The sequence below is a fragment of the Pseudomonas sp. QLc11A genome, assembly GCF_052112305.1.
Classification (GTDB): Bacteria; Pseudomonadota; Gammaproteobacteria; order Pseudomonadales; family Pseudomonadaceae; genus Aquipseudomonas; species Aquipseudomonas laurylsulfatiphila.
This window is the reverse complement of record NZ_JAVAJJ010000006.1, coordinates 120,277-142,610: the sequence shown is the minus strand read 5'-3', so window position 1 is coordinate 142,610 and position 22,334 is coordinate 120,277. Positions and strand designations below refer to the sequence as shown.

The following is a 22,334-nucleotide window of genomic DNA, read 5'->3' as shown; positions in this document are numbered from 1 at the left end:
GTTTAAGCCTGTTGCACAAAGGTCAGCCGCACGGCGAAACCGATCAACAGGCTGCCGAACAACCATTGTTGCAGGCGCTGGGCTGAAGGGCTGCGTTGCAGCCAGCGGCCGAGTGCCGCGCCGATCAGGGCGTAAGCGCTGTCGAACAGCAGACCGACACCGACCAGCACCACACCCAGGGTCGCAAATTGTCCGAGCACTGGCCCCAACTGTGGGTTGATGAATTGCGGCAGCAGTACCGAGCAGAACAACAGTGCCTTGGGGTTGAGCAGGTTGGTCAGCAGTCCGCGCCGGATGGCTATGCTCCAGCGCGGTTTTTCGCCGGTTGTGTCGGCGCTTCCGAGGTTCGGCAGCATCGTCGTCCGCAGGCACTGAATGCCGATCCACAGCAGGTACGCGGCGCCTGTCAGGCGCACCACATCGAAGGTCCAGGGCGCCGCCTTGAACAGTGCCGCCAGCCCCAGCGCTGCCAATCCAACATGACAACCCCGGGCGATGCCCAAACCCACGGCGGTGGCCAGCGCGGCGCCTTTGCCCTGGCGGGCACCCGTCTGCAACAGCAGGATCATGTCAGGCCCGGGCAACAGATAGACCACTGCCAGCGCCATGAAAAACATCCAGAGTCCGTCCACGTTGCACCCCCATTCGTTGTCGATTCGGTAATGCCAGTCTAGGGCCGGAGGGCAGGGCAGGTGCTTGCGTTATCAGCTTCTATCGGGGGCTTTATTGGCATAATCTGCCACTTTCTTTCGAGTGCACTATCGGAATCTGCCAAACCATGAAACTTGACGCCTACGACCGCAAGATTCTCGCCGCACTACAACGGGACGGCCGCCTGAGCAATGTGCAACTGGCAGACGAGATCGGCCTGTCGGCATCGCCGTGCTTGCGCCGGGTACGTATGCTTGAAGAGGCGGGGGTGATTCGCGGCTATCAGGCCAATCTGGATCGCGACGAAGTGGGGTTGGGGCTGACGGTGTTTGTCGGGGTCAAGGTCGAGCGCCATAACGACGAACAGGCCGAAGCCTTTCGCCTGGCGGTGACGGCATTGCCCGAGGTGATTTCGGCGTTCCTGGTATCAGGGGAGTCGGACTTTCTGCTGCAGGTGGTGGTGCCGGATTTGCGTGGCTATGACCGGTTTCTCACCGGGCGTTTGCTGAAGCTGCCGGGTGTGAGCGACATCCGCAGCAATTTTGCGATTCACACGGTGAAGGCGCCGGGGGCGTTGCCGTTGGGGCATTTGCCGCTCTAAACCGAGTCGCCTGATTCGCGAGCAAGCCCGCTCCCACAGGGGTTGCGCTGTACCTGTCGGAGCGAGCCTGCTCGCGAATGCTATGGATCAGTCACTGCAACGCTTCAAGTCTTACATCTGCGTCGCCATCCCCTCCACATTCATCGCCGCCTGGCGCAACGCCTCGGAGCGGGTCGGGTGTGGGTGGCAGGTCAAGGCGATGTCTTCGGCCGAGGCGCTGAATTCCATGGCCACGCAATACTCGCCGATCATTTCACTGACGCTCGGGCCGACCAGATGCACGCCGAGGATTTCGTCCGTGCGCTCATCGGCCAGCACTTTGGCGAAGCCTTCGGTCTCGTGGTTGATTTTCGCCCGGCTGTTGGCGGTGAAGGGAAACTTGCCCACCTTGTACGCACGGCCTTCGGCCTTGAGCTGCTCCTCGGTCTTGCCGACGCTGGCCAGTTCCGGCCTGGTGTAGACCACGCTGGGAATCAGGTTGTAGTTAACCTCACCAGCCTTGCCGACGATCTGTTCGACACAGGCCATGGCTTCGTCCTCGGCCTTGTGCGCGAGCATGGGGCCGGAGGTCACGTCACCAATCACCCAGACCCCGGCGGCTTCGGTGCGATGCCCCTTGTTGGCGAGCATGCCGCGTTTGTCCGTGGCGAGGCCGACGTTCTCCAGGCCCAGGCCCTGTGTATAAGGTCGGCGCCCGATGGCCACCAATACGTAATCCGCTTCCAGCAACTCGGCAGTGCCGCCGGCGGCAGGCTCGATGCTGAGCTGTACACCGGTGGCGGAGGTGGTGGCGCTGGTCACTTTCGAACTCAGCTTGAAGCTCAAGCCTTGCTTGCTCAGGGAGCGTTGCAGGGTTTTGCCGGCTTCGATGTCCACGCCGGGGCAGATCCGGTCGAGGAACTCGACCACCGTCACCTGTGCCCCAAGGCGTCGCCAGACCGAACCCAGCTCCAGGCCGATCACGCCAGCGCCGATCACCACCAGATGTTTGGGTACCTCGGTCAGTGACAGAGCGCCGGTGGAGTCGAGGATGCGTTTGTTATCGATGTCCACGCCGGGCAGGGGAGTGGGTTCGGAACCGGTGGCGATAATGATGTCCCTGGCGCTCAGCTCGGTCTTGCCGCCGGCGCTGTCGGTCACCGTGACTTTGCCCGGCCCGTCGATGTGGCCCCAGCCCTTGATCCAGTCGACTTTGTTCTTGCGGAAAAGAAACTCGATGCCCTTGGTCAGCCCGGTAACGCTTTCATCCTTTTGCTTCATCATCTGGGCGAGGTTGAGGCTGGGCTTGACGTCGATCCCCAGGTTGGCGAACTCCGCGCCCATGGCCGCGTCGTACAGTTCGGAGGCATGCAGCAATGCCTTGGATGGCATGCAGCCGACATTCAGGCAGGTGCCGCCGAGTGTGGCGCGCCCTTCCACGCAGACCGCCTTCAGACCCAGTTGTCCGGCGCGGATCGCCGCGTTGTAACCGCCGGGGCCACCGCCGAGTATCACGACGTCATAAGTGCTCATGGATGTACTCCTGGATTGAAAGGGGATGGGTAAAAGTAGTTCCTGAATAAAATTACGAACGTAATATGTGCTCGCCACAACCTTTCGGTCAAGGCTTCAGGTTAGCGACAGCTTGGGCATCTTTAGATAGCGCGCTTGAATACGGAAATTTCACCATTTCCGTTATATCGTAACGAATTGCCATGTTAGCGAAGACACTCTGGGGTGGTATGCAAGTCGATCTCGATGTTGATGAAACGCCGCTGGCCGGGTTGCCGCGCTTTCAGCAGGCGTTCATTCAAGGGCGGCGTTTGCGCCAGTTCGCCATCGGTGCGGGCGTACTCGCCACCGTGGGTGCGTTGCTGGCGTTTTTTGCCGGGCTGTTCGCCTCGAAAATGTTGTGGTCCGCGTTGTTGCTGAATTTGAGCGCTGCGTTTGTGGTGCTGATGGCGGGTTTGCAATCGGCCGGGTGGGTTGCCCAATGGCGTGCTCGTGCCATGAATCCCGTGGCGCCGGCGGTGGTTGTCGAGGAATCTGCCGAGCCTTTGGGCTGGTATGAACGTTTGCTGGACCGGATCAGTCGGCAATCGCACAACCTGCTCGGGCAAATTGGCGCGCCGACGCTGTGGCTTGGCGGTTGGGCGTTGTTGGCGGTGTTGGGTGTCGAACAGGCCTGGGATCTTTCGTTACCCCCCGCAGGGCTGGGGCTGGCGGCCACTGTCGGGGCGGCGTGCTCATTGCTGTTGGCCTTCGGCCTGTTGGTTATGGAGCGTCATCTGGCGCAAGAAAACACCGCGCAATGGCCTGAGGCCGCCGCGTTGGCGCAATTGACCCGTGTGCCGATCATCAGCCTGCTACTCGCTGCGTTTTGTATGTTGTTTGCCGATGAGTCGTCGATATGGCCCGTACGCCTGGCGGTGTTGTCCGGACTCCTGCCGGGGTTGGTGGCGGCAGAGCTGTTGCTGCGTGCGGTGTTGTCATTGTTCAGTCCTCGCCGCGAACGCCTTGAGCCGGAGTTACTGGCGCGTAGCTTTGTCGCCGACATGCTGCGCTGGCCACCACAGCCGTTGCTGGCGTTGCAGCACGAATTACACAACCGCTTCGGTATAGATCTGCGGCAGATCTGGGCCTTCACTTACATGCGTCGGGCGTTCATGCCGGTTTTGGGGGTGGTTACGTTGGTTGGCTGGTCGCTGACAGGCATTCACGAAATTGCGCTGCAAGGGCGCGGTATCTATGAACGATTCGGCAAGCCGGTGGAAGTGTTTGGCCCGGGTTTGCATCTAGGCTTGCCTTGGCCATTGGGCCGGGTGTTGAGCGTCGAGAATGGCGTAGTTCACGAGTTGGCCACCAGTGTTGGCGAAACCACGTCCCCTGCTCAGGCCGACCCTGCCGAAGGCCCGGCCCCGGCAATTGCCAATCGCCTGTGGGACGCCAGCCATGTGAACGATAAATCCCAGGTGATCGCCAGCAGCCGAGCCGACAGGCAGAGCTTTCAGATCGTCAACATGGATGTGCGCTTCGTCTATCGCATCGGTCTGAGTGATGAGGCGGCATTGGCCGCGACCTACAACAGTGCCGATGTGCCGATGTTGATTCGCAGCACGGCCAGCCGAATCCTGGTTCACGATTTTGCCTCGCGCACCCTCGACGATTTACTGGGTGAGGACAGGGTAGGGCTGGCGGAAGAAATCGGCCGCGCCGTACAGGCGGACCTGAAAAAACTCGACAGCGGCGTGGAAATTCTCGCCACGGTGGTCGAGGCGATTCACCCGCCGGCCGGTGCCGCCAACGCCTATCACGGCGTGCAAGCGGCACAGATTGGGGTGCAAGCCTTGATTGCCCGTGAGCGCGGTGCCGCCGCCGAAGTCACTCACCAGGCGCAGTTGCAGGCCAGCATCGCCCGCGATCAGGCGACGGCCAGCGCCCGTGAAATCAATGCTGGCGCCCAGGCTGCGGACCTGAAATTCAACGCCGAGCAGAAAGCCTATGCCAGCGCTGGCCAGGCCTTCGTGCTGGAGCAGTATTTCAGTCAGTTGTCCCAGGGTTTGGCCAACGCCAGATTGCTGGTGCTCGATCATCGTCTGGGCGGCAGCAGCAATGCGCCGACCATCGACCTCCGTACTTTCACGCTGCCGGTTGATCCTGCGCAGTCGCGTAAAACCGTTCAGCCAGGAGCTGCCAATTGAGCCAGTCCCATACGCACGATCACGCTGACCACAGTGGCCACGATCACGGCCATGGCGGGCACCACCATCACGGCCATCACCATCATCACCACGGCGATCCGCAGGAGGCCGGTCCATTCCCGTGGCGCCGCATGGGCTGGGCGGCATTGCTGGTGGCGTTTGCCGTCGCCGCCGCGAGCCTGGTGCAGGTGCGTTCGGGGGAGGCCACGGTGATCACGCGCTTCGGCAATCCTTCACGGGTCTTGCTGGAGCCGGGGCTGGGCTGGCGCTGGCCGGCACCGTTCGAGGCGGCGATCCCGGTGGATCTGCGGCTGCGCACCACGTCCAGCGGTTTGCAGGATGTCGGCACCCGGGACGGTTTGCGCATCATCGTCCAGGCCTACGTGGCGTGGCAGGTGCAGGGCGATCCGGGCAATGTGCAACGCTTCATGCGTGCAGTGCAGAACCAGCCTGATGAGGCTGCGCGGCAGATTCGTACCTTTGTCGGCTCCGCGCTGGAGACCACCGCCAGCAGTTTTGATCTGTCGAACCTGGTCAATACCGATGCCAGCCAGGTACGCATCGCCGATTTCGAAGCGCAACTGCGCAAGCAAATCGATCAGCAGTTGCTCAGCACTTATGGCGTGCGCGTATTGCAGGTCGGCATCGAACGACTGACGCTGCCTTCGGTAACGCTCACCGCGACCGTCGACCGGATGCGCGCCGAGCGTGAAACCATCGCCACCGAACGTACGGCCATCGGCAAGCGTGAAGCCGCACAAATTCGTTCTGCCGCCGAACGTGATGCGCGAATTGTGCAGGCTGATGCCACAGTGAAAGCGGCAGATATCGAAGCGCAATCACGCGTCGAAGCGGCGCAGATTTATGGTCGCGCCTATGCGGCGTCGCCGCAGCTTTACAACCTGCTGCGTTCGCTCGACACCTTGGGCACTGTGGTGACGCCGGGGACCAAGCTGATTCTGCGTACCGATGCCGCACCGTTCCGGGTGCTGGTTGACGGTCCGCCGAGTCTCGACAACAAGTCCGGATCGCAGCCATGAGTTTGGTTCCACGTGGAACAAATGAGTTGAGCAGCCCCTGGATTCAGGCCGGGCGTCTGGCGTTTATTGCGCTGTATGCGGTGACGGTGTTGGCGGCATTGGCGTGGGCGTTTTCCAATGTGCGGCAGATCGATCCACAAAATCGCGCCGTGGTTTTGCATTTTGGCGCGCTGGATCGCATTCAGAATGCCGGGCTGCTTCTGGCTTGGCCGCAACCCTTCGAGCAGGTGATTTTGTTGCCGGCGGCGGATCGGGTGATCGAGCGTCGAGTGGAAAGCCTGTTGCGTAGTGATGCCGCGACGCAGGCTGATCGCGTGGCCAGTTTTGCCACGCCCATCAGCGATGCCCTCGCAGGCTCCGGTTATCTGTTAACGGGTGACGCCGGCGTGGTGCAACTCGATGTGCGGGTTTTCTACAAGGTCACCGAGCCCTATGCGTTTGTGCTTCAGGGCGAACATGTGTTGCCGGCTCTGGATCGGCTGGTGACCCGCAGCGCGCTAGCGCTCACGGCCGCACGGGATCTGGACACCATTCTGGTCGCTCGTCCGGAACTGATCGGCGCCGATGGCCAGGCGGCGGAGCGGCGTGAGCGCTTGCGCGGTGATCTGGTGCAGGGCATCAATCAACGGCTGGCCGAACTCACAGCAACAGGGCAAGGCTTGGGCATCGAAGTGGCACGGGTCGATGTGCAATCGAGTTTGCCAAGCCCTGCGGTTAACGCTTTCAACGCGGTACTGACCGCCAGCCAGCAAGCCGATAAGGCGGTCGCCAATGCTCGCACCGAAGCCGAGAAGTTGACGCAAGCCGCCAACGAGCAAGCCGACCGTACGCTGCAAGTGGCCCATGCCCAGGCGAGTGAACGGCTGGCCAAAGCGTCTGCCGATACGGCTACCGTGTTGAGCCTGGCCAAGGCGGAGCGGCAAGGTATCGACCCGCAAATGCTGCTGCGCATTTATCGCGAGCGCATGCCGAAAATTCTCGACCAGGCAGGTTCCGTCACCACGGTCGATCCCAAAGACGATTCTCGCCTGATCATTCAGGGAGCTGCACAATGACCGCTCAAACCGCTGCACCGAGCCTGTTGTCTTCGGCTGAACAGCGCCGCGCCGCACGCCAGCTGACCCTGGCCATGCTCGCATTGGGCCTGCTTGCGCTGGGCCTGATCTGGCGTTGGCTGGCGCCGGAGCAGACCGGTGTCAGTCAGTTGCTGCTGGGGCTTGCTTCGTTGCTGGTTGCTGTACCGGTCATGCGTTCGGCCTGGTACAGCCTGCGTTATCCGAGCCTGCACGGCATCACTGATCAATTGATTGCCCTGGCCATGCTGGGTGCCTGGGCCACCGGGGATCTGCTGACGGCGGCCCTGTTGCCGATCATCATGATCTTCGGTCACGTGCTGGAGGAGCGCAGCGTGATCGGTTCCCAGGAAGCGATTCACGCCCTCGGCAAACTGACCCGCAGCCACGCACGCAAGATTCAGGCGGACGGCTCCATCATCGAAGTCGACAACGGCACGCTCAAGGCCGGCGATCGGGTCGAGGTGCGCGCCGGGGACCGGGTACCGGCGGATGGCCGGGTGTTGTCCGGCCAGGCCAGTCTGGACACCGCCTCCATTACCGGCGAGTCGGTACCGATGGAGGCCGGTGTCGGCATGTCGGTGTTCGGTGGTGCGATCAACCTCGATGGTCTGCTGCGAATCGAAGTGACCCGCACCGGCCATGAGTCGACCCTCGGCAAAGTGATTGCCCTGATGCAAAACGCCGAGCGTTCGAAGCCGCCCATTACCCGTTTGCTGGAGCGCTACGCCGGCAGCTACATGGTGCTGGTTTTGCTGCTGGCGGCCGTGACCTGGTTCATCACCAACAACGCCCAGGCGATGCTCGCGGTGTTGGTGGCGGCCTGTCCTTGTGCGCTGGTGTTGTCGGCGCCGGCCACGGCGATTGCGGGTGTGGCGGTGGCGGCACGCCACGGGATTCTGATCCGCAGTTCCGCATTCCTCGAAGAGTTGGCGGACCTGACCTCGCTGGTGGTCGACAAGACCGGGACGCTGACCTTCGGCACCTTGCGTCTGCAATCCATCGACAGCCCGCTGGAGGATCGCAGCCATGTGCTGACGTTGGCGGCGAGCCTAGGCTCGGCCAGCAGTCATCCGGTCAGCCGCGCCCTGGCGGGGTTGGTGGCCCAGGAAGATTTTCTGCTGCTGACCGACATTCATGAACGCCAGGGCCTGGGTGTGGTGGCGATGACGGGGCAGGGCGAAGCGGCGCTCGGCCGGCCGGAGTTGTTTGCGCAACTGGGCATCAGTACAACGGCAGTTCCCGATCACGATGGTCCGATTGCAGGGCTGGCGCTCAACGGGGAGTTTCTAGCCTGGCTGTTGCTGGCCGACAGCGTCAAACCCGAGGCGCAGTTTGCCTTGGGTGAGTTGCGTGAGTTGGGTCTGGGTCGCCAGTTGTTGCTCACCGGCGATCGACACAGCGTCGCACAGACGCTCGCCCGGGATGTCGGAATCAGCGACGTCGAAGCGCAAGCTCTGCCCGAAGACAAACTGAACCGCGTACTCAAGGAGATCGACAGCGGCTTCCGGCCCATGGTGGTCGGAGATGGCATCAATGATTCACTGGCCCTCAAGGCGGGTGTGGTCGGTGTGGCCATGGGCGCGGGCGGTGCAGACATCGCCCTGGCATCGGCTGACATCGTGCTGATCGGCAGTGACCTGCGTCGCCTCGGTACCTGCGTGCGCCTGAGTCGCCAGTGCCGCCAGACGTTGCAGGTCAATGTGATCATCGGGCTGGGCTGGACCCTGGCGATTGTGGCCTTCGCCGCGTTCGGCTGGCTCGGCGCTGCCGGGGCGATGATTGCAGCGTTGTTGCATAACCTCAGCACCTTGCTGGTCCTGGGCAATGCCGGTCGATTGCTGCGATTTCAGGAGCCCTTACTCAAACTCAAGGACGAAGTCTGAATGCGAATGCTCTAAACCGGGTGATTACGCGTCTTCATATTTTTAGAACTGTGGGCGTGGTGTGTAGTCATTGGAAGTGAGGGCACATCATTTTGTGCGTTCGCGGCGGTCGGTTCTGGCGTCGCGAATCATTGAAAACGGCGATTAATTCGATAGCCAGCTATTTTTCAAGGATGGTCTACCCTCTGATCAGACGTCTGAAACAAGGGGGATTCTCCATGCTCGCGCAACTTCCACCGGCCTTACAGAATCTGCAGTTACCGCTTCGCCTGAGACTCTGGGACGGCCATGAATTCAATCTGGGGCCGACGCCCAGCGTCACGATTGTGGTCAAGGACCCACAAATGGTCTCCCAGTTTACCCATCCAAGCCTGGATGCCCTCGGTGCTGCTTTTGTCGAAGGCAAACTGGAGCTCGAAGGCTCCATCAGCGATGTGATCCGCGTCTGTGATGAATGGAGCCAGGCGTTGCTGGACGAAGACGATGACAATCAGCCTGTTCGTAGCGTTCACGACAAAGATACAGACGCCAAGGCGATTTCCTACCACTACGACCTTTCCAACGCGTTCTATCAGCTGTGGCTCGACAGCGACATGGCGTATTCCTGCGCTTACTTCGAGACCGGCAGCGAAAGCCTCGAGCAGGCCCAGCAAGCCAAGTTCCGTCATTTGTGTCGCAAGCTGCGCCTGCAACCCGGCGAATACCTGCTGGATGTTGGGTGTGGTTGGGGCGGATTGGCGCGTTTTGCTGCGCGAGAGTTTGGCGCGAGAGTGTTCGGTATCACCCTCAGCAAGGAGCAGTTGGCTCTGGCCCGGGAGCGCGTAAAAGCGGAGGGCCTGGAGGACCTGGTCGAGCTGCAACTGCTCGACTATCGCGATTTGCCGCAGGATGGCCGCTTCGACAAGGTAGTCAGCGTCGGCATGTTTGAACACGTGGGCCACGCCAATCTCGCGGAGTACTGCAAGACTCTGTTCGGCGCGGTGAAAGAGGGCGGCCTGGTGATGAATCACGGGATCACCGCCAAGTACACCGATGGCCGTCCGGTGGGGCGCGGTGCCGGTGAATTCATCGGGAAATATGTGTTCCCCAACGGCGAGCTGCCGCACCTGTCGATGATCTCTGCGCAGATCAGTGAGGCCGGGCTGGAAATCGTCGACGTCGAAAGCTTGCGCCTGCACTACGCCCGCACGCTCGATCACTGGAGCGAACGCCTCGAAGACAATCTCGAAGCGGCTTCCAAACTGGTACCGGAACAAGCCCTGCGCATCTGGCGGCTGTACCTGGCCGGTTGCGCCTACGCGTTCGCCCGCGGCTGGATCAACCTGCATCAGATTCTCGCCGTGAAGGCCCACGCCGATGGCAGTCATGAACTGCCATGGACCCGGGACGATATCTACCTTTAAAGAATCGGCGAAATCAGCCGGGCGACCCGCATGCCGAGCTGCTGCAGGCGGTGGGTCTCCCGGCCTTCTCCTTTGGCGATTTCGTGGGCGTTGGCGAAGTCATCGTTGAGCATCTGTTCCACCTCGGCGGCAAAGACGCTGTCGACGGTCAGCAACATCACTTCGAAATTCAGCCGGAACGAACGGTTGTCCAGGTTGGCGCTGCCGATGGCGCTGATTTCGCGGTCGATCAACACCACTTTCTGGTGCAGGAATCCGGGCTCGTAACGGAACACCCGCACACCGGCGCGCACGGCTTCGAAGGCGTATAGGCTGGAGGCGGCGTAGACGATTCGATGGTCGGGTCTCGACGGCAACAGCAGCCGCACATCCACACCCCGCAGGACCGCCAGGCGCAACGCTGCGAACACGGCTTCATCGGGGACGAAATACGGGCTGGTGATCCAGACCCGTTCCGTCGCCGCATGGATCGCTTCGACAAAGAACAGAGAACAGGTTTCGTAGGCGTCTGCCGGCCCACTGGCAAGCAACTGGCACAGTACGCCGTCTTCCGGATAAACCTCGGGCAGGATCAGTGGCGGCAGGGCATGAGCCACCCAGAACCAGTCTTCAGCGAAAGACTCCTGCATGCACGCCACCACTGGTCCGCGCACTTGCACGTGGGTATCGCGCCAAGGGGCCAGGGGCGGTTTCTCGCCCATGTATTCATCACCGACGTTGTGCCCGCCAACGAAGCCGAGAATGCCGTCCACCACCACGATCTTGCGATGGTTGCGGAAGTTCACCTGAAAGCGATTGAACCAGCCACTACGGGGGCCAAAAGCCTTGACCTCGACCCCGCCATCTCGCAGGGCCTGCACGTAGCCGTTGGGTAGGGAATGGCTGCCGATTCGGTCATACAACAGATAGATCGCCACACCTTCGGCGGCTTTTTTCAGCAGCAAAGTTTGCAGGCGTTGGCCGAGGCGGTCGTCGTGGACGATGAAAAACTGGATCAGCACGGCCTCTTTCGCTTGGCTGATGGCATCGAAAATGGCCTCGAACGTCGACTGGCCGTTGATCAACAGCCGCGTCTGGTTATTGGCCAGGCAGGGCATGTTTCCGAGCTTGGGCATCGCTCTGAGTGAGGCGTAGGCAGAAGAGGCGCGGGCGGTGAGGGCTTCTTCTACCCAGGGTCGCCAGTTGAGTTCGGAAACCGCCTTGCGCATCTCCTCGTTGGCCTGCCGTCGGGCCTTGATGTAGCCATCAAAGGTGCTGCGGCCGAACATCAGGTACGGGATCAGCGTGAGGTATGGGATGAAAAACAGCGACAAGGCCCAGGCGATCGAGCCCTGGGCGGTACGGACGGTCAACACGGCGTGGATGGCCGCGATCATGCCCAGCGTGTGCAGCAGGGCGATGGTATAACCGAAAATATGCGGTCCGAAATAATCCATGGGGGCTGCCTTGCTCCTGAAGATTCAGTGCTTAACAGACCATGTTCCGTGCAGAATGTCGCTAATTAATTGGCCCCTGAACCGAAGCCTGCGGCTGACGTCTAACGGCCACTACTGATCAGGAGTTACTCGATGAACGTTCGTCTGCTGGGTTTGGCCATGGCACTGGGTTTGGCACTTCCTGTGGCGGCTCACGCGCAAATGCTGCAACCGGGATTGTGGGAGCTGACCACGAGCAACATGAAGGTCGATGAGCAGAATATGCCGGACCTGCAATTGATCCTCGGTCAGCTCCAGAGCCAGATGACCCCTGAGCAGCGTGCGCAGCTGGAAAAGCAGGGGATCACCATGGGGGGCAAAGGGATCCGGGCGTGCCTGACACCGGAGCAGGTCAAGACCGATGACATTCCGCTGACCGATCCGCAGTCGGGCTGCAAGCAGGAAATCACCGACCGCTCAGGCAATCAGTGGAAATTCCGCTTCAGCTGCCCGAGAGCCCAGGGCGCAGGCGTGGCAACATTCCTCAGCGACCGCGAGTTCACCACCAAGGTCAACGGGACGTTCAACGCCACCGGCATTCAACAGAAGGGCAGCCTTGAATCCCGCGCTGTCTGGTTGGGGCAGGATTGCGGCACTGTGAAGCCGAGAGCTTAAGAGCTTCGCGAGCAAGCCCGCTCCCACATTTGATCTGTGGTGTTAATGAAATCAATGTGGGAGCGAGCCTGCTCGCGAAGGCGTCAATTCAGCCGCCCTGAATCCCCGACTGACTCAACCACTCACACGCCGCCTCGACAGCCATCCGGCCAAAATCCTCCCCCGTTCGGCTGCGCACACTGACAAACCCCCCGGCCTGTTCTTTTTCGCCGACCACCACCAGGTACGGCACGGTCCGGCTGTGCTGGCGAATCTTGAAACGGATTTTTTCGTTGCGCAGGTCGGCCCTTGCGCGCACACCCCTTTGGCGCAAGGATTCAGTCACCGCTTGTGCATAAGTCGCCTGGCGGTCGTCCATGCTGACGACGACCACATGGGGTGGAAGGCTCCAGTGCTGCAGCTCCTGATGGCTGGACCAGCATGTGCCGTAGATCCGTTGTTGCAATGTGCCGCTGATGTGATCGAGGGCGAACGCCTGCAAGACTTTGGTGGTGGGGACGTGCGGTCCATGGCTCTGGTATTCGGTGTCCCCCAGACGGTACAGGGATACCTCTTCGCGTGGTGGCCGACGCCGGATCGAGTGATTGGTCGCTGCCAGTGACTGCATGCGCGCTTCGATGAGGGGCAGGTCTGCCGGAGTCAGCGGTCGCTCGACGACAAATTCGTAAAAGAAGCCATCACCCAACTCCCTGCCCGCGCGCATTTGTGCATGCGGGTGGAGTTGCTTGACCGCCATGGCCAGCATCAAGGCACAGGAGCGGCGCAGGATCTCCAGTCCGTCCGGCTCGCGGGGGGTGACAATGCTGACCCGGGCATCCGCCTCGATCATGTATTCGCAGTCCACCAGTACACCATCGACCCGGCCCGCTACGGCCGCGCTGGCCAGTCCGGGGCCGATGCTGGCGGCCAACTCGTGCACGGACAGCGGTTGGTCGAATTCACGCAATGAACCATCGGGCAGAGTGATCTGGATCATGGTCGGCGTACTCAGGTGCTGCTAGCGAGCGTTATCGGATAAACCTAGTGCTAATTCCTTGCCGCTGTCATTAAGACCTTCGTCTTGCCAGGCAATTTGTATCGGCGCATTCACTAGCCGGGCATTGCCAATCAGCACGCTGCTGATGGTCAGAACTCGTTTTGCAGGGCTTTGTAGCCGCGCACCAGATCGACGTTGGTGCGCGCCACGTCTTCGGAAAACTCCGAAGCACTGACGCTTACCGGCGGGAATTGCGAGAGATCGGTGTTGGGGCCGATCCGCATGGTGGAGGGCACGTAGAAGGCTTCAGGCAGGTCACGCCCGTCGACCACCGAGTTGTGTCGTACCACGCAACCGTCACCGACCACGCAGTTGAACAGCACGCTGTTGAAGCCGATGAACACCCGATTACCCACGGTGCAGGGGCCATGCACGATCGAGCGGTGGGCGATGGAACTGAATTCGCCAATGGTCACTGCCGCGCCGGATTTGGAGTGGATCACCACGCCGTCCTGGATGTTCGAGTTGGCGCCGATGGTGATCGGCTGCATGTCGCCCGATTCGTCGACTTCGTCAGCGCGGATCACGGCGTAGGGACCGACGAACACGTTCTCGCCGATCACCACTTTGCCGCAAATGATTGCCGTCTTGTCGACGTAAGCAGACTCGGCAATCAGCGGTAAATCTCCGGATGGATTCTTGCGGATCATGGTTTGCTCAATGCGTTGTACAGGTTATTGAGGTTGTCCCCAGTTGAAACGGGTCTCGGCAACGGCGTCGTGGGCGTGCAGGCTTTCTGCGTGGATCACACGAATGTGGAAGGCATTGATGCCTGTGGAACGTTTCAGGGCCAGATTCAAACGGCGCGCGGCGTCCTCGCAGAACATCAGGTTCTGACCATTGGCCAAGGCGAAGGCCTGTTCGTCGGCGCGTTTTACCGCTGTTTGAACGGCTGTGCCGAGTGCGGCTTCGGCGTCGTTGATGATGGCGATCAGAGGCAGGTTATCCAGGAAATCAGCCAACCGTACGCGCAACTTTGCGCTGCTGCGCTGGCTGTGAGGTGTGGCGACAATGCCGTTCGTGGAGCCCAGCCACGCTAAAACGTCAGCGTGTTGCAGTGACTTGTTGGCGAAATCATTGACGAATTGCTGCTGTATCAACTGTCGAGAAAGGGCCGCGGAGCACGGACAGGTTGAGGAATAAGGCACGTCGATTTTTAGTTCCACGTGGAACATCGTGTTTTTCAAACGCGCTTCGATGCTCACCGGATAGCTTTTCCAGCCTGCCAATGGACTGATCAGCGCCTGTCTTTTCAGCAGTACATCGGCGTGAATAGTTAAGTGCGCACTACTGGACAGGTCTTCATGACTCTCAAGAAAACGCTGCAAAACCCGTCGCAATAAAGCCGGTGAAAGGCTTTCCTGCTCCAGCAATTCAAGCGCCAGATAGAGCCGTGACATGTGAATGCCGCGCGCATTGCCATCGTCGAGGCTCACGCCGGCATCAGCCTTTGCATTCAAGCGTTGGCCATCAAACAAAACGGGAAGAGCAATGCCGCACATGCCCACCCACTCCAGTGGCAGGGCTTGGCGTGAGGCCTGCGCGGCGATATCCGGCAGAGTCAGCGCATTCATGAGCAGGTCCATCGTGGGAGTTGATTTGTCATGTTATAGTATAACAATCAAGTCGACGATGCTTTTTTTATGAGCAGCTCTCCATCATGCCCAGGCGCCATGTGCTTAGCCTGATTTTGGCCGGTGCGGGCCTAACAGCCAGTGATCCGGTTGCAGGTGAACTTCGCGCTGCTGCCACCGGAGCTGGAAAACCGGTTGATCGTGGTCCAGCCGACGCGCTGGTTGTAGCCAACCCAGGTTTCGCCATCGGAAGCGATGCCGGTGAAAAACACCAGCTGACCGTATCGGCTGTTGGTCTGCACCCAATGGCGCTTTCCAACCATTTCGAAACCTCGCAGATAGATTGTGTTTCCAGCGGTGTTCACGCTGTAGGTGTTGCCATCCGCATCCACGCAGGCCAGCAGGTTGGCGCTGCGGGTGCATCTGGCCAGGCTCGGGACCTGTGCCATCGCGTCGGCTGCCACCAGCAGGGAAAGCATGAACAGTGCAGTTTTCAGGGCGTTGTGCATGGGCTTTATCGCGTCGGAAGCGGCGTTCAGGATCCTGTCCTTTGCCCGGCCGGGCAAGAGGGATGGTTTATTTGTGTTGTTACAGTATAACATTGTGTAAGCCCGACACAGCGACCGGGCATCCCTGTGAGGAATATGCAGATGTCCAACCGACTCCCCGTGACCGTTCTCTCCGGCTTTCTTGGCGCCGGAAAAAGTACACTTCTTAATTACATACTACGTAATCGCGATGGTCTGCGGGTTGCAGTCATCGTCAACGATATGAGCGAAATCAACGTCGATGGCACCGAAGTCCAGCGTGATGTCAGCCTTAATCGGGCTGAAGAGCGGTTGGTGGAAATGAGTAACGGGTGTATTTGCTGTACGTTACGTGAAGACTTGCTCGAGGAAGTGAGCCAACTCGCCAGGGAGGGCCGCTTCGACTATCTGCTGATCGAATCCACCGGCATTTCCGAACCGCTGCCGGTGGCGGAAACCTTCACCTTTCGCGATGAAAACGGCCAGAGCCTCAACGACATCGCGCGTCTCGACACCATGGTCACGGTGGTCGACGGTATGAACTTCCTTCTCGATTACCAGGCTGCCGAAAGCCTGGCCTCCCGGGGAGAAACACTTGGCGAAGAAGACGAACGTTCGATTACCGATCTGTTGATTGAGCAGGTCGAGTTCGCCGATGTGATTCTGCTCAGCAAGATCGACTTGATCAGCAGCCACCAACGCGAGGAATTGATCGCCATCCTCGAGCGGCTCAATGCCCGGGCGGAAATCATTGCGATGACGATGGGCGAAATCCCCTTGGATAAAATTCTCAACACCGGTCGTTTTGACTTCGAAAAGGCTGCCCAGGCGCCGGGATGGTTGCAGGAGTTGCGCGGGGAGCACCTGCCGGAAACCGAAGAATACGGCATTGCTTCCAGCGCTTACCGGGCACGTCGGCCGTTCCATCCACAGCGTTTCTTCAACTTCATCGACGGCCCTTGGGACAACGGCAAGCTGTTGCGTTCAAAGGGCTTTTTCTGGCTGGCGAGCAAGCATATGGACGCCGGCAGCTGGTCCCAGGCCGGTGGACTGATGCGCTATGGTTTTGCCGGGCGCTGGTGGCGTTTCGTACCGAAAAACCAATGGCCGCAGGACGAAGAAAGTACCACCGGGATCATGAAAAACTGGACCGCCGACAGCGGGGATTGTCGCCAGGAACTGGTGTTCATCGGCCAGAACATCGACTTCACGCAGCTCACCGCCGAACTGGACGCCTGCCTGCTGAGCGATGAGGAAATGGCGTTGGGCGCAGAGGGCTGGCGTTTGCTGCCTGATCCATTCGGCCCTTGGTACGAAGACGCTGCCTGATCCTCTGATGGCGCTTCATGGCTTGAGCCAGGTGCCCTGGCTCTGGGCCTCGCAGTACGGCTGCAAATATGCCGCGTCGGTGGCAACGCCGTAATAGTGAATATCCTGGCGGTAGGGCATATTGGCGACTTGGGCGTTGCTGCAGATGCCAAATGCGCCGCCGGGGCATTGATCGACATACTGCACATCGACTTTCTGCCCCGCCAGATTCGGCTGGCAGAAACCATCGGCGAAGAGTTTTGGCGGGATGTTGCGGTTCTGCTGGCAAACCTGGACATCAAGCCGCTCGGCCTGGCTGTGAACCACGCAGGCCTGGGCCAGCGCCTCGCCTGAAACGAGTGCCAGGAGCAACGACAAGCCAATCAACCGCATCCACTACCTCCTCAGAAATCATCGACCATGCTGCAGAATATCCCTACTCATGTCATTGCCGGTCCGTTGGGCGCCGGCAAGACCAGCCTGATCAAGCACCTGTTGGCCCAGCGCCCGGCAGGCGAGCGGTGGGCGGTGTTGATCAACGAGTTTGGCCAGATCGGTCTCGACGCTGCGCTGCTGACCCGGGACGCCGATGGTATCGCACTGGGTGAAGTGGCCGGGGGCTGCCTGTGCTGCGTCAACGGTGCACCCTTTCAGATTGGCCTTGGGCGCTTGTTGCGCAAGGCGCAACCGGATCGGCTGTTCATCGAGCCCTCGGGGCTGGGGCATCCGGCGCAGTTGCTCAGGCAATTGAGCGAAGCACCTTGGCAAGGCGTGTTGGCTGTTCAGCCTTGTGTGTTGGTGCTGGACGCCCAGGCGCTCGCCGCTGGCAAACCGTTGCCGGATGCACAACAGCAAGCCCTGAGCCATGCGGGACTGTTACTGCTGAACAAGTCCGAAGGTCTCGAGGAAGACAGTCGCCAGCAAGTCGCCGCGCTATTGCCGCCGACGCCTCTGTGCTGGACGCAACAGGCTGTTTTATCCTTGAGCGAGTTGCCGGGGCTGAATGCCAAAGCGCAGGCAGGTGTGGATAACTTCGTTTTGCCCAAGGGATTGGCGCAGCTGCCGGCGGTCTGGAGCGATCCCGCGTTGCCCATTTGCCTGAGTCAGGAGCAGGACGGAGGCTGGAGCATCGGATGGCGTTGGCACCCAAGCCAGGTATTTGATGCTGCGCTGGTTGGCCAGTGGCTTGAAAGCCTTGGCTGGAGGCGGGCGAAGCTGGTTATCCACGGCGCCAACGGATGGATCTCGGCGAACGCGGTGGATAACTCGGCGCTGGACTGGCAGCCCAGTGAGTGGCGGCAGGATTCACGCATCGAGCTGATTTTCAGTGAGCCCCGGGATGCAGAACTGTTGCAGAGTGAACTGGCAGCGTGCCGAGCCGAATCGGCTTAACGGCTTACGGCCGCCACTTGGTATGTTCCTGACGCCACTGGCTCAGCTCGATCACTTCTGCGCGAGGCTTTACCACATCGACCACCGGTTCGGTTTCGTCGAACGGGACCGGGTAGGGCGCCAGTTCAATCTGTGCGCTGTGAGCGCCAAACTGGGTGATGGTGCCGTTGTGGCGGGTTTCGCCGGTCACGGTGAATTCGAAGTTATACACACGGGCCAGGCGTCGCCGCCCACTGGCATCCCTGATGAACGCGATTCTTTTCAACGCCACGTTGCCGTCCAGCAATTCGATCCCGAGCTTGGTGCAATGCTGCTTGACCCGCTCCAGCGCGCGCTCGCGCAAGCCGTGGTTGTGCCATAGCCATGCGCCGGCAGTGGCGAACAGCATCAGCACGAATATATTTCCAAGGGTCAGCATCAACAGGGTGCTCCAACAAGATAGTGTCAGCTTAACTGCGTCGCTGGTCTGTCGTACAGGCTGCGTTTAGTCGCATACTGCGCGGCTAGAATTTCAATCGTTTTACGGAAATCCACCGCATGAAACGTACACCGCATTTGCTCGCTATCCAGTCCCACGTGGTATTCGGTCACGCCGGCAACAGTGCCGCGGTTTTCCCGATGCAACGGGTCGGGGTGAATGTCTGGCCGCTCAACACCGTGCAGTTCTCCAATCACACCCAGTACGGTCAATGGGCCGGCGAAGTGCTGGCGCCGCATCAGATACCTGAGCTGGTCGAGGGTATCGCGGCGATTGGCGAGCTGGGCAACTGCGATGCGGTGCTCTCCGGTTACCTCGGCAGTGCGGCCCAGGGCCGGGCGATCCTGACGGGTGTGACGCGGATCAAGTCGATGAATCCCAAGGCACTGTACCTGTGTGACCCGGTGATGGGGCATCCGGAGAAAGGCTGCAGTGTTCCGGCGGAAGTCAGTGATTTTCTGCTGGAGGAGGCCGCCGCCGTAGCGGACTTCATGTGCCCGAACCAGCTGGAGCTGGACAGTTTCTCCGGGCGCAAGCCGCAATCGCTGTTCGATTGCCTGGCCATGGCGCGTGCATTGCTGGCGCGCGGCCCGAAAGCGGTGCTGGTCAAGCATCTGGACTACCCAGGCAAGTCGGCAGAGGTCTTTGAGATGCTGCTGGTGACAGCCGAAGGCAGCTGGCATTTGCAGCGCCCGTTGCTGGCGTTCCCGCGTCAGCCGGTGGGTGTGGGCGATCTGACGTCCGGGCTGTTCCTGGCACGCGTGCTGTTGGGTGACAGCCTGGTGGCCGCGTTCGAGTTCGCGGCGTCGGCGGTGCATGAAGTGCTGCTGGAAACCCAGGCCTGTGCCAGCTACGAGTTGGAACTGGTTCGGGCTCAGGACCGGATTGCCCATCCGCGGGTGCGGTTCGAGGCGACCCCGATCAGCCTCTGATTGAGTGTTGAGCCCATTCGCGAGCAAGCCCGCTTGCACAATCCTGTGTGGGAGCGGGCTTGCTCGCGAAGGCTATCTAGAGAACACCGTCAACCTGACTGAACAAACTCAGGCGTCGCCCTTGATCTCCTGATAACGCTTTTCCAGTTCCTGGCGAATCTGCCGGCGCTGCTGGGCCTGGATGAAGCGGCGCTTGCTCTCGCTGTTGTCCGGTTGCAGCGGCGGTACCTGGGCAGGTTTACGCTGGTCATCCACCGCGACCATGGTGAAGAAGCAGCTGTTGGTGTGACGCACCGAACGCTCGCGAATGTTCTCGGTGACCACTTTGATGCCCACCTCCATGGAAGTGTTGCCGGTGTAGTTGACCGAGGCGAGAAAGGTCACCAGTTCGCCGACATGGATCGGCTCACGGAAAATGACCTGGTCCACCGACAGGGTCACCACATAACGGCCGGCATAACGGCTGGCGCAGGCGTAGGCCACTTCGTCGAGGTATTTGAGCAGGGTGCCACCGTGAACATTGCCAGAGAAGTTGGCCATGTCTGGGGTCATCAATACCGTCATCGACAGCTGGGCGTTTCCGGGTTCCATAGCATTCTCACGGGTCAAGGCCAGGTTTGAGGGATGCACCTCTGCGGGTGCCTCTGCGGTTTTTTCAAACCAACAGTTATCGGGACGCCGGGTGCGGAGTCGCCGTCACGCCGGATCGATCTGTTTCCATATATTGCACCGCCTTTCTGCCAGAAGTCGCGGTGTTACCCTGCAAAAAGCCCGGAGACAGGGGTATTTCCTACGCGCAAAGCAGACTTTTGCTCGGCTTGATCAGACCATTCCTGCGTCTGTGAGTCGGGCAACTTCAATCAGGGAGCCGCTCGCCATGCATGCCATCAGTTTCATTCAGGATCTGGCAGTGATCATGTTGATCGCAGGTGTGGTGACCGTGGTTTTTCATCGCCTGAAACAACCGGTGGTGCTGGGCTACATCGTCGCCGGTTTCATCATCGGCCCGCACACCCCGCCATTCGGCCTGATCCATGACGAAGAAACCATCAAGACCCTGGCCGAACTCGGGGTGATATTCCTGATGTTCTGCCTGGGCCTGGAGTTCAGCCTGCGCAAGTTGTTCAAGGTCGGTGCCACGGCCTTCATCGCGGCATTCCTGGAAATCGTGCTGATGATCTGGATCGGCTACGAGATCGGTCGCTGGTTTGACTGGAACACCATGGATTCACTGTTCCTCGGCGCGATCCTGGCGATTTCCTCAACCACCATCATCGTCAAGGCACTCAATGATCTGAAGTTGAAGAACGAGCGGTTTGCGCAGTTGATATTCGGTGTGCTGATCGTCGAAGACATTCTGGGCATCGGCATCATCGCGCTTCTGTCCAGCATCGCCGTCAGTGGTACGGTCAGCTCGGGCGAAGTGTTTTCTACAGTGGGCAAACTGTCGCTGTTCATGATCGTCGCATTAGTCATCGGCATTCTGTTGGTGCCGCGGTTGCTGGCCTACGTGGCGAGGTTCGAGAGCAACGAAATGCTGCTGATTACCGTGCTGGGCCTGTGTTTCGGCTTCTGCCTGCTGGTGGTCAGGCTTGAATACAGCATGGTCCTCGGCGCGTTCCTGATCGGCGCGATCATGGCTGAATCCCGGCAACTGCTGAAAATCGAGCGCTTGATTGAACCGGTTCGAGATCTTTTCAGCGCGATTTTCTTTGTCGCCATCGGGCTGATGCTCGATCCGGCGATCTTGCTTCAGTACGCCTGGCCAATCGCCGTAATCACCGTAGCCGTGGTGCTCGGCAAGATGTTGTCCTGCGGCCTTGGTGCATTTATCGCCGGTAATGACGGGCGCACGTCGCTGCGGGTCGGGATGGGTCTTTCACAGATTGGCGAGTTCTCTTTCATCATTGCTGCACTGGGCATGACGTTGCAGGTCACCAGTAACTTTTTATACCCGGTGGCTGTGGCTGTGTCGGTTATCACCACCTTGCTGACGCCTTATCTGATTCGCGCGGCTGATCCATTGTCGATCAAGCTTGCGGGCGTCATGCCGGAACGCCTGGGACGGGTGTTGGGGATGTACGGCGAATGGCTGCGCAGCATCCAGCCTCAGGGCGAGGGAGCGTTGCTGGCGTCGATGATCAGAAGGATTTTGCTGCAGGTTGGGGTCAACCTGGCATTGGTGATCGCGATTTTCTTCTCGGGCGCGTACTTCGCCGAGCGCATGTCGGCTTACGTGCAAGGCTGGATCAGCGACCCGAGCTGGCAGAAGGCATTGATCTGGGGTGGGGCGCTATTGTTGTCGCTGCCTTTTTTGATTGCGGCATACCGCAAGCTCAAAGCCCTGTCGATGTTGCTGGCGGAAATGGGCGTCAAGCCAGAGATGGCCGGGCGCCATACGCAGCGAGTGCGCAGGGTGATCTCCGAAGTGATCCCGATCCTGTCGCTGCTGGTGATCTTTTTGCTGTTGGCAGCCTTGTCGGCCAGTATTCTGCCGACCAACAAGTTGCTGGTACTGATCGCCGTGGTCGCGGCCGCCGTGGCGGCGCTGCTATGGCGCTGGTTCATACGTGTGCATACGCGGATGCAGGTGGCGCTGCTGGAAACCCTTGATAATCACAAGGAGTCGTCCGGGCATTGACCACCCCGCGGCGTTGACTGGA

Annotated in this window: 21 protein-coding genes; 11 read left to right on the top strand and 10 right to left on the bottom strand. The window is 60.2% G+C overall.

The features are described from left to right. Window positions 1-2: 2 nt before the first annotated feature. The gene (locus Q8X48_RS11365) at window positions 3-632 is read right to left on the bottom strand and encodes a LysE family translocator (protein WP_407800732.1); all 630 of its coding nucleotides are present in this window, start codon (window positions 630-632) and stop codon (window positions 3-5) included. A gap of 146 nt (window positions 633-778) precedes the next feature. On the opposite strand from Q8X48_RS11365, the gene Q8X48_RS11360 reads away from it, so the two are divergent. Then, window positions 779-1,252: an Lrp/AsnC family transcriptional regulator gene (locus Q8X48_RS11360; RefSeq protein WP_407800733.1), complete on the top strand. Its 474-nt coding sequence runs from the start codon at window positions 779-781 to the stop codon at window positions 1,250-1,252. 111 nt (window positions 1,253-1,363) lie between these two features. On the opposite strand, the gene lpdA is transcribed toward Q8X48_RS11360, so the two are convergent. After that, on the bottom strand, window positions 1,364-2,764 hold the full coding sequence (gene lpdA / locus Q8X48_RS11355; RefSeq protein WP_126048387.1) for a dihydrolipoyl dehydrogenase: 1,401 nt from the start codon (window positions 2,762-2,764) through the stop codon (window positions 1,364-1,366). A gap of 209 nt (window positions 2,765-2,973) precedes the next feature. Here lpdA and hflK (Q8X48_RS11350) point away from each other — a divergent pair, with 209 nt between their 5' ends. The 5 genes from hflK (Q8X48_RS11350) (at window position 2,974) to cfaB (ending at window position 10,334) form a co-directional block, all read left to right on the top strand. Further along, entirely contained in the window at window positions 2,974-4,932 is a 1,959-nt protein-coding gene (gene hflK / locus Q8X48_RS11350; RefSeq protein ID WP_407800778.1) for a protease modulator HflK, read from the top strand. Continuing rightward, window positions 4,929-5,972 carry a protease modulator HflC gene (hflC, locus tag Q8X48_RS11345; protein WP_407800734.1) on the top strand — a complete coding sequence of 348 codons (1,044 nt, stop codon included), beginning with the start codon at window positions 4,929-4,931 and terminating at the stop codon, window positions 5,970-5,972. The genes hflK (Q8X48_RS11350) and hflC overlap by 4 nt, the downstream gene beginning before the upstream one ends. Beyond that, window positions 5,969-7,027, top strand: a complete 1,059-nt coding sequence (hflK, locus tag Q8X48_RS11340; protein WP_407800735.1) for a protease modulator HflK — start codon at window positions 5,969-5,971, stop codon at window positions 7,025-7,027. Before hflC ends, hflK (Q8X48_RS11340) begins: the two co-directional genes overlap by 4 nt. After that, entirely contained in the window at window positions 7,024-8,931 is a 1,908-nt protein-coding gene (locus Q8X48_RS11335) for a cation-translocating P-type ATPase (protein ID WP_407800736.1), read from the top strand. Before hflK (Q8X48_RS11340) ends, Q8X48_RS11335 begins: the two co-directional genes overlap by 4 nt. Window positions 8,932-9,149: 218 nt before the next feature. Further along, complete coding sequence (gene cfaB, locus Q8X48_RS11330) at window positions 9,150-10,334, top strand: C17 cyclopropane fatty acid synthase CfaB (protein WP_407800737.1); 1,185 nt, start codon at window positions 9,150-9,152, stop codon at window positions 10,332-10,334. Here the strand turns inward: cfaB and cls are convergent. Beyond that, a complete protein-coding gene (gene cls, locus Q8X48_RS11325) occupies window positions 10,331-11,770 on the bottom strand; it encodes a cardiolipin synthase (protein WP_102673725.1) in 1,440 nt (479 codons plus the stop codon). The two genes, cfaB and cls, sit on opposite strands and share 4 nt — an antisense overlap. A 132-nt stretch (window positions 11,771-11,902) precedes the next feature. On the opposite strand from cls, the gene Q8X48_RS11320 reads away from it, so the two are divergent. Beyond that, window positions 11,903-12,424: a DUF3617 domain-containing protein gene (locus Q8X48_RS11320; RefSeq protein WP_116579809.1), complete on the top strand. Its 522-nt coding sequence runs from the start codon at window positions 11,903-11,905 to the stop codon at window positions 12,422-12,424. Between the two features lie 88 nt (window positions 12,425-12,512). Here the strand turns inward: Q8X48_RS11320 and Q8X48_RS11315 are convergent, their stop codons facing one another. The 4 genes from Q8X48_RS11315 to Q8X48_RS11300 form a co-directional block, all read right to left on the bottom strand. Then, on the bottom strand, window positions 12,513-13,400 hold the full coding sequence (locus tag Q8X48_RS11315; protein WP_407800738.1) for a His/Gly/Thr/Pro-type tRNA ligase C-terminal domain-containing protein: 888 nt from the start codon (window positions 13,398-13,400) through the stop codon (window positions 12,513-12,515). Between the two features lie 149 nt (window positions 13,401-13,549). Beyond that, the gene (locus Q8X48_RS11310; RefSeq protein ID WP_015097421.1) at window positions 13,550-14,110 is read right to left on the bottom strand and encodes a gamma carbonic anhydrase family protein; all 561 of its coding nucleotides are present in this window, start codon (window positions 14,108-14,110) and stop codon (window positions 13,550-13,552) included. A gap of 24 nt (window positions 14,111-14,134) precedes the next feature. After that, window positions 14,135-15,034 (bottom strand): GTP cyclohydrolase FolE2, encoded by a 900-nt coding sequence (gene folE2 / locus Q8X48_RS11305; protein ID WP_407800739.1) that lies wholly within the window; start codon window positions 15,032-15,034, stop codon window positions 14,135-14,137. Between the two features lie 131 nt (window positions 15,035-15,165). After that, window positions 15,166-15,543 carry a glutamine synthetase gene (locus tag Q8X48_RS11300; RefSeq protein ID WP_407800740.1) on the bottom strand — a complete coding sequence of 126 codons (378 nt, stop codon included), beginning with the start codon at window positions 15,541-15,543 and terminating at the stop codon, window positions 15,166-15,168. A 141-nt stretch (window positions 15,544-15,684) separates the two neighbouring features. Between Q8X48_RS11300 and zigA the strand changes: the two genes are divergently transcribed. Next, complete coding sequence (gene zigA / locus Q8X48_RS11295; protein WP_407800741.1) at window positions 15,685-16,890, top strand: zinc metallochaperone GTPase ZigA; 1,206 nt, start codon at window positions 15,685-15,687, stop codon at window positions 16,888-16,890. Between the two features lie 15 nt (window positions 16,891-16,905). Here the strand turns inward: zigA and Q8X48_RS11290 are convergent, their stop codons facing one another. After that, window positions 16,906-17,262, bottom strand: a complete 357-nt coding sequence (locus Q8X48_RS11290) for a hypothetical protein (protein ID WP_041474970.1) — start codon at window positions 17,260-17,262, stop codon at window positions 16,906-16,908. Window positions 17,263-17,289: 27 nt separating this feature from the next. Between Q8X48_RS11290 and Q8X48_RS11285 the strand changes: the two genes are divergently transcribed. Then, a complete protein-coding gene (locus Q8X48_RS11285) occupies window positions 17,290-18,261 on the top strand; it encodes a CobW family GTP-binding protein (RefSeq protein WP_407800742.1) in 972 nt (323 codons plus the stop codon). A gap of 4 nt (window positions 18,262-18,265) precedes the next feature. Here the strand turns inward: Q8X48_RS11285 and Q8X48_RS11280 are convergent, their stop codons facing one another. Further along, the gene (locus Q8X48_RS11280; protein WP_007971681.1) at window positions 18,266-18,679 is read right to left on the bottom strand and encodes a DUF3301 domain-containing protein; all 414 of its coding nucleotides are present in this window, start codon (window positions 18,677-18,679) and stop codon (window positions 18,266-18,268) included. 119 nt (window positions 18,680-18,798) lie between these two features. On the opposite strand from Q8X48_RS11280, the gene pdxY reads away from it, so the two are divergent. Beyond that, window positions 18,799-19,671 (top strand): pyridoxal kinase PdxY, encoded by an 873-nt coding sequence (gene pdxY / locus Q8X48_RS11275; protein WP_007971684.1) that lies wholly within the window; start codon window positions 18,799-18,801, stop codon window positions 19,669-19,671. A gap of 108 nt (window positions 19,672-19,779) precedes the next feature. Here pdxY and Q8X48_RS11270 read toward each other — a convergent pair whose 3' ends face one another. Beyond that, window positions 19,780-20,262, bottom strand: a complete 483-nt coding sequence (locus tag Q8X48_RS11270; RefSeq protein WP_007971685.1) for an acyl-CoA thioesterase — start codon at window positions 20,260-20,262, stop codon at window positions 19,780-19,782. 286 nt (window positions 20,263-20,548) lie between these two features. Here Q8X48_RS11270 and Q8X48_RS11265 point away from each other — a divergent pair, with 286 nt between their 5' ends. Further along, entirely contained in the window at window positions 20,549-22,312 is a 1,764-nt protein-coding gene (locus tag Q8X48_RS11265) for a cation:proton antiporter (RefSeq protein WP_407800743.1), read from the top strand. The last annotated feature ends 22 nt before the right edge of the window (window positions 22,313-22,334 follow it).

Excerpts from the sequence above, each read along its gene's own strand:
- Q8X48_RS11360 (WP_407800733.1), top strand. The coding sequence starts at position 779 with ATGAAACTTGACGCCTACGACCGCAAGATTCTCGCCGCACTACAACGG.
- lpdA (WP_126048387.1), bottom strand. The coding sequence starts at position 2,764 with ATGAGCACTTATGACGTCGTGATACTCGGCGGTGGCCCCGGCGGTTAC.
- hflK (WP_407800778.1), top strand. The coding sequence starts at position 2,974 with ATGCAAGTCGATCTCGATGTTGATGAAACGCCGCTGGCCGGGTTGCCG.
- hflK (WP_407800735.1), top strand. The coding sequence starts at position 5,969 with ATGAGTTTGGTTCCACGTGGAACAAATGAGTTGAGCAGCCCCTGGATT.
- Q8X48_RS11335 (WP_407800736.1), top strand. The coding sequence starts at position 7,024 with ATGACCGCTCAAACCGCTGCACCGAGCCTGTTGTCTTCGGCTGAACAG.
- cfaB (WP_407800737.1), top strand. The coding sequence starts at position 9,150 with ATGCTCGCGCAACTTCCACCGGCCTTACAGAATCTGCAGTTACCGCTT.
- cls (WP_102673725.1), bottom strand. The coding sequence starts at position 11,770 with ATGGATTATTTCGGACCGCATATTTTCGGTTATACCATCGCCCTGCTG.
- Q8X48_RS11320 (WP_116579809.1), top strand. The coding sequence starts at position 11,903 with ATGAACGTTCGTCTGCTGGGTTTGGCCATGGCACTGGGTTTGGCACTT.
- Q8X48_RS11315 (WP_407800738.1), bottom strand. The coding sequence starts at position 13,400 with ATGATCCAGATCACTCTGCCCGATGGTTCATTGCGTGAATTCGACCAA.
- Q8X48_RS11310 (WP_015097421.1), bottom strand. The coding sequence starts at position 14,110 with ATGATCCGCAAGAATCCATCCGGAGATTTACCGCTGATTGCCGAGTCT.
- folE2 (WP_407800739.1), bottom strand. The coding sequence starts at position 15,034 with ATGAATGCGCTGACTCTGCCGGATATCGCCGCGCAGGCCTCACGCCAA.
- Q8X48_RS11300 (WP_407800740.1), bottom strand. The coding sequence starts at position 15,543 with ATGCACAACGCCCTGAAAACTGCACTGTTCATGCTTTCCCTGCTGGTG.
- zigA (WP_407800741.1), top strand. The coding sequence starts at position 15,685 with ATGTCCAACCGACTCCCCGTGACCGTTCTCTCCGGCTTTCTTGGCGCC.
- Q8X48_RS11290 (WP_041474970.1), bottom strand. The coding sequence starts at position 17,262 with ATGCGGTTGATTGGCTTGTCGTTGCTCCTGGCACTCGTTTCAGGCGAG.
- Q8X48_RS11285 (WP_407800742.1), top strand. The coding sequence starts at position 17,290 with ATGCTGCAGAATATCCCTACTCATGTCATTGCCGGTCCGTTGGGCGCC.
- Q8X48_RS11280 (WP_007971681.1), bottom strand. The coding sequence starts at position 18,679 with ATGCTGACCCTTGGAAATATATTCGTGCTGATGCTGTTCGCCACTGCC.
- pdxY (WP_007971684.1), top strand. The coding sequence starts at position 18,799 with ATGAAACGTACACCGCATTTGCTCGCTATCCAGTCCCACGTGGTATTC.
- Q8X48_RS11270 (WP_007971685.1), bottom strand. The coding sequence starts at position 20,262 with ATGGAACCCGGAAACGCCCAGCTGTCGATGACGGTATTGATGACCCCA.
- Q8X48_RS11265 (WP_407800743.1), top strand. The coding sequence starts at position 20,549 with ATGCATGCCATCAGTTTCATTCAGGATCTGGCAGTGATCATGTTGATC.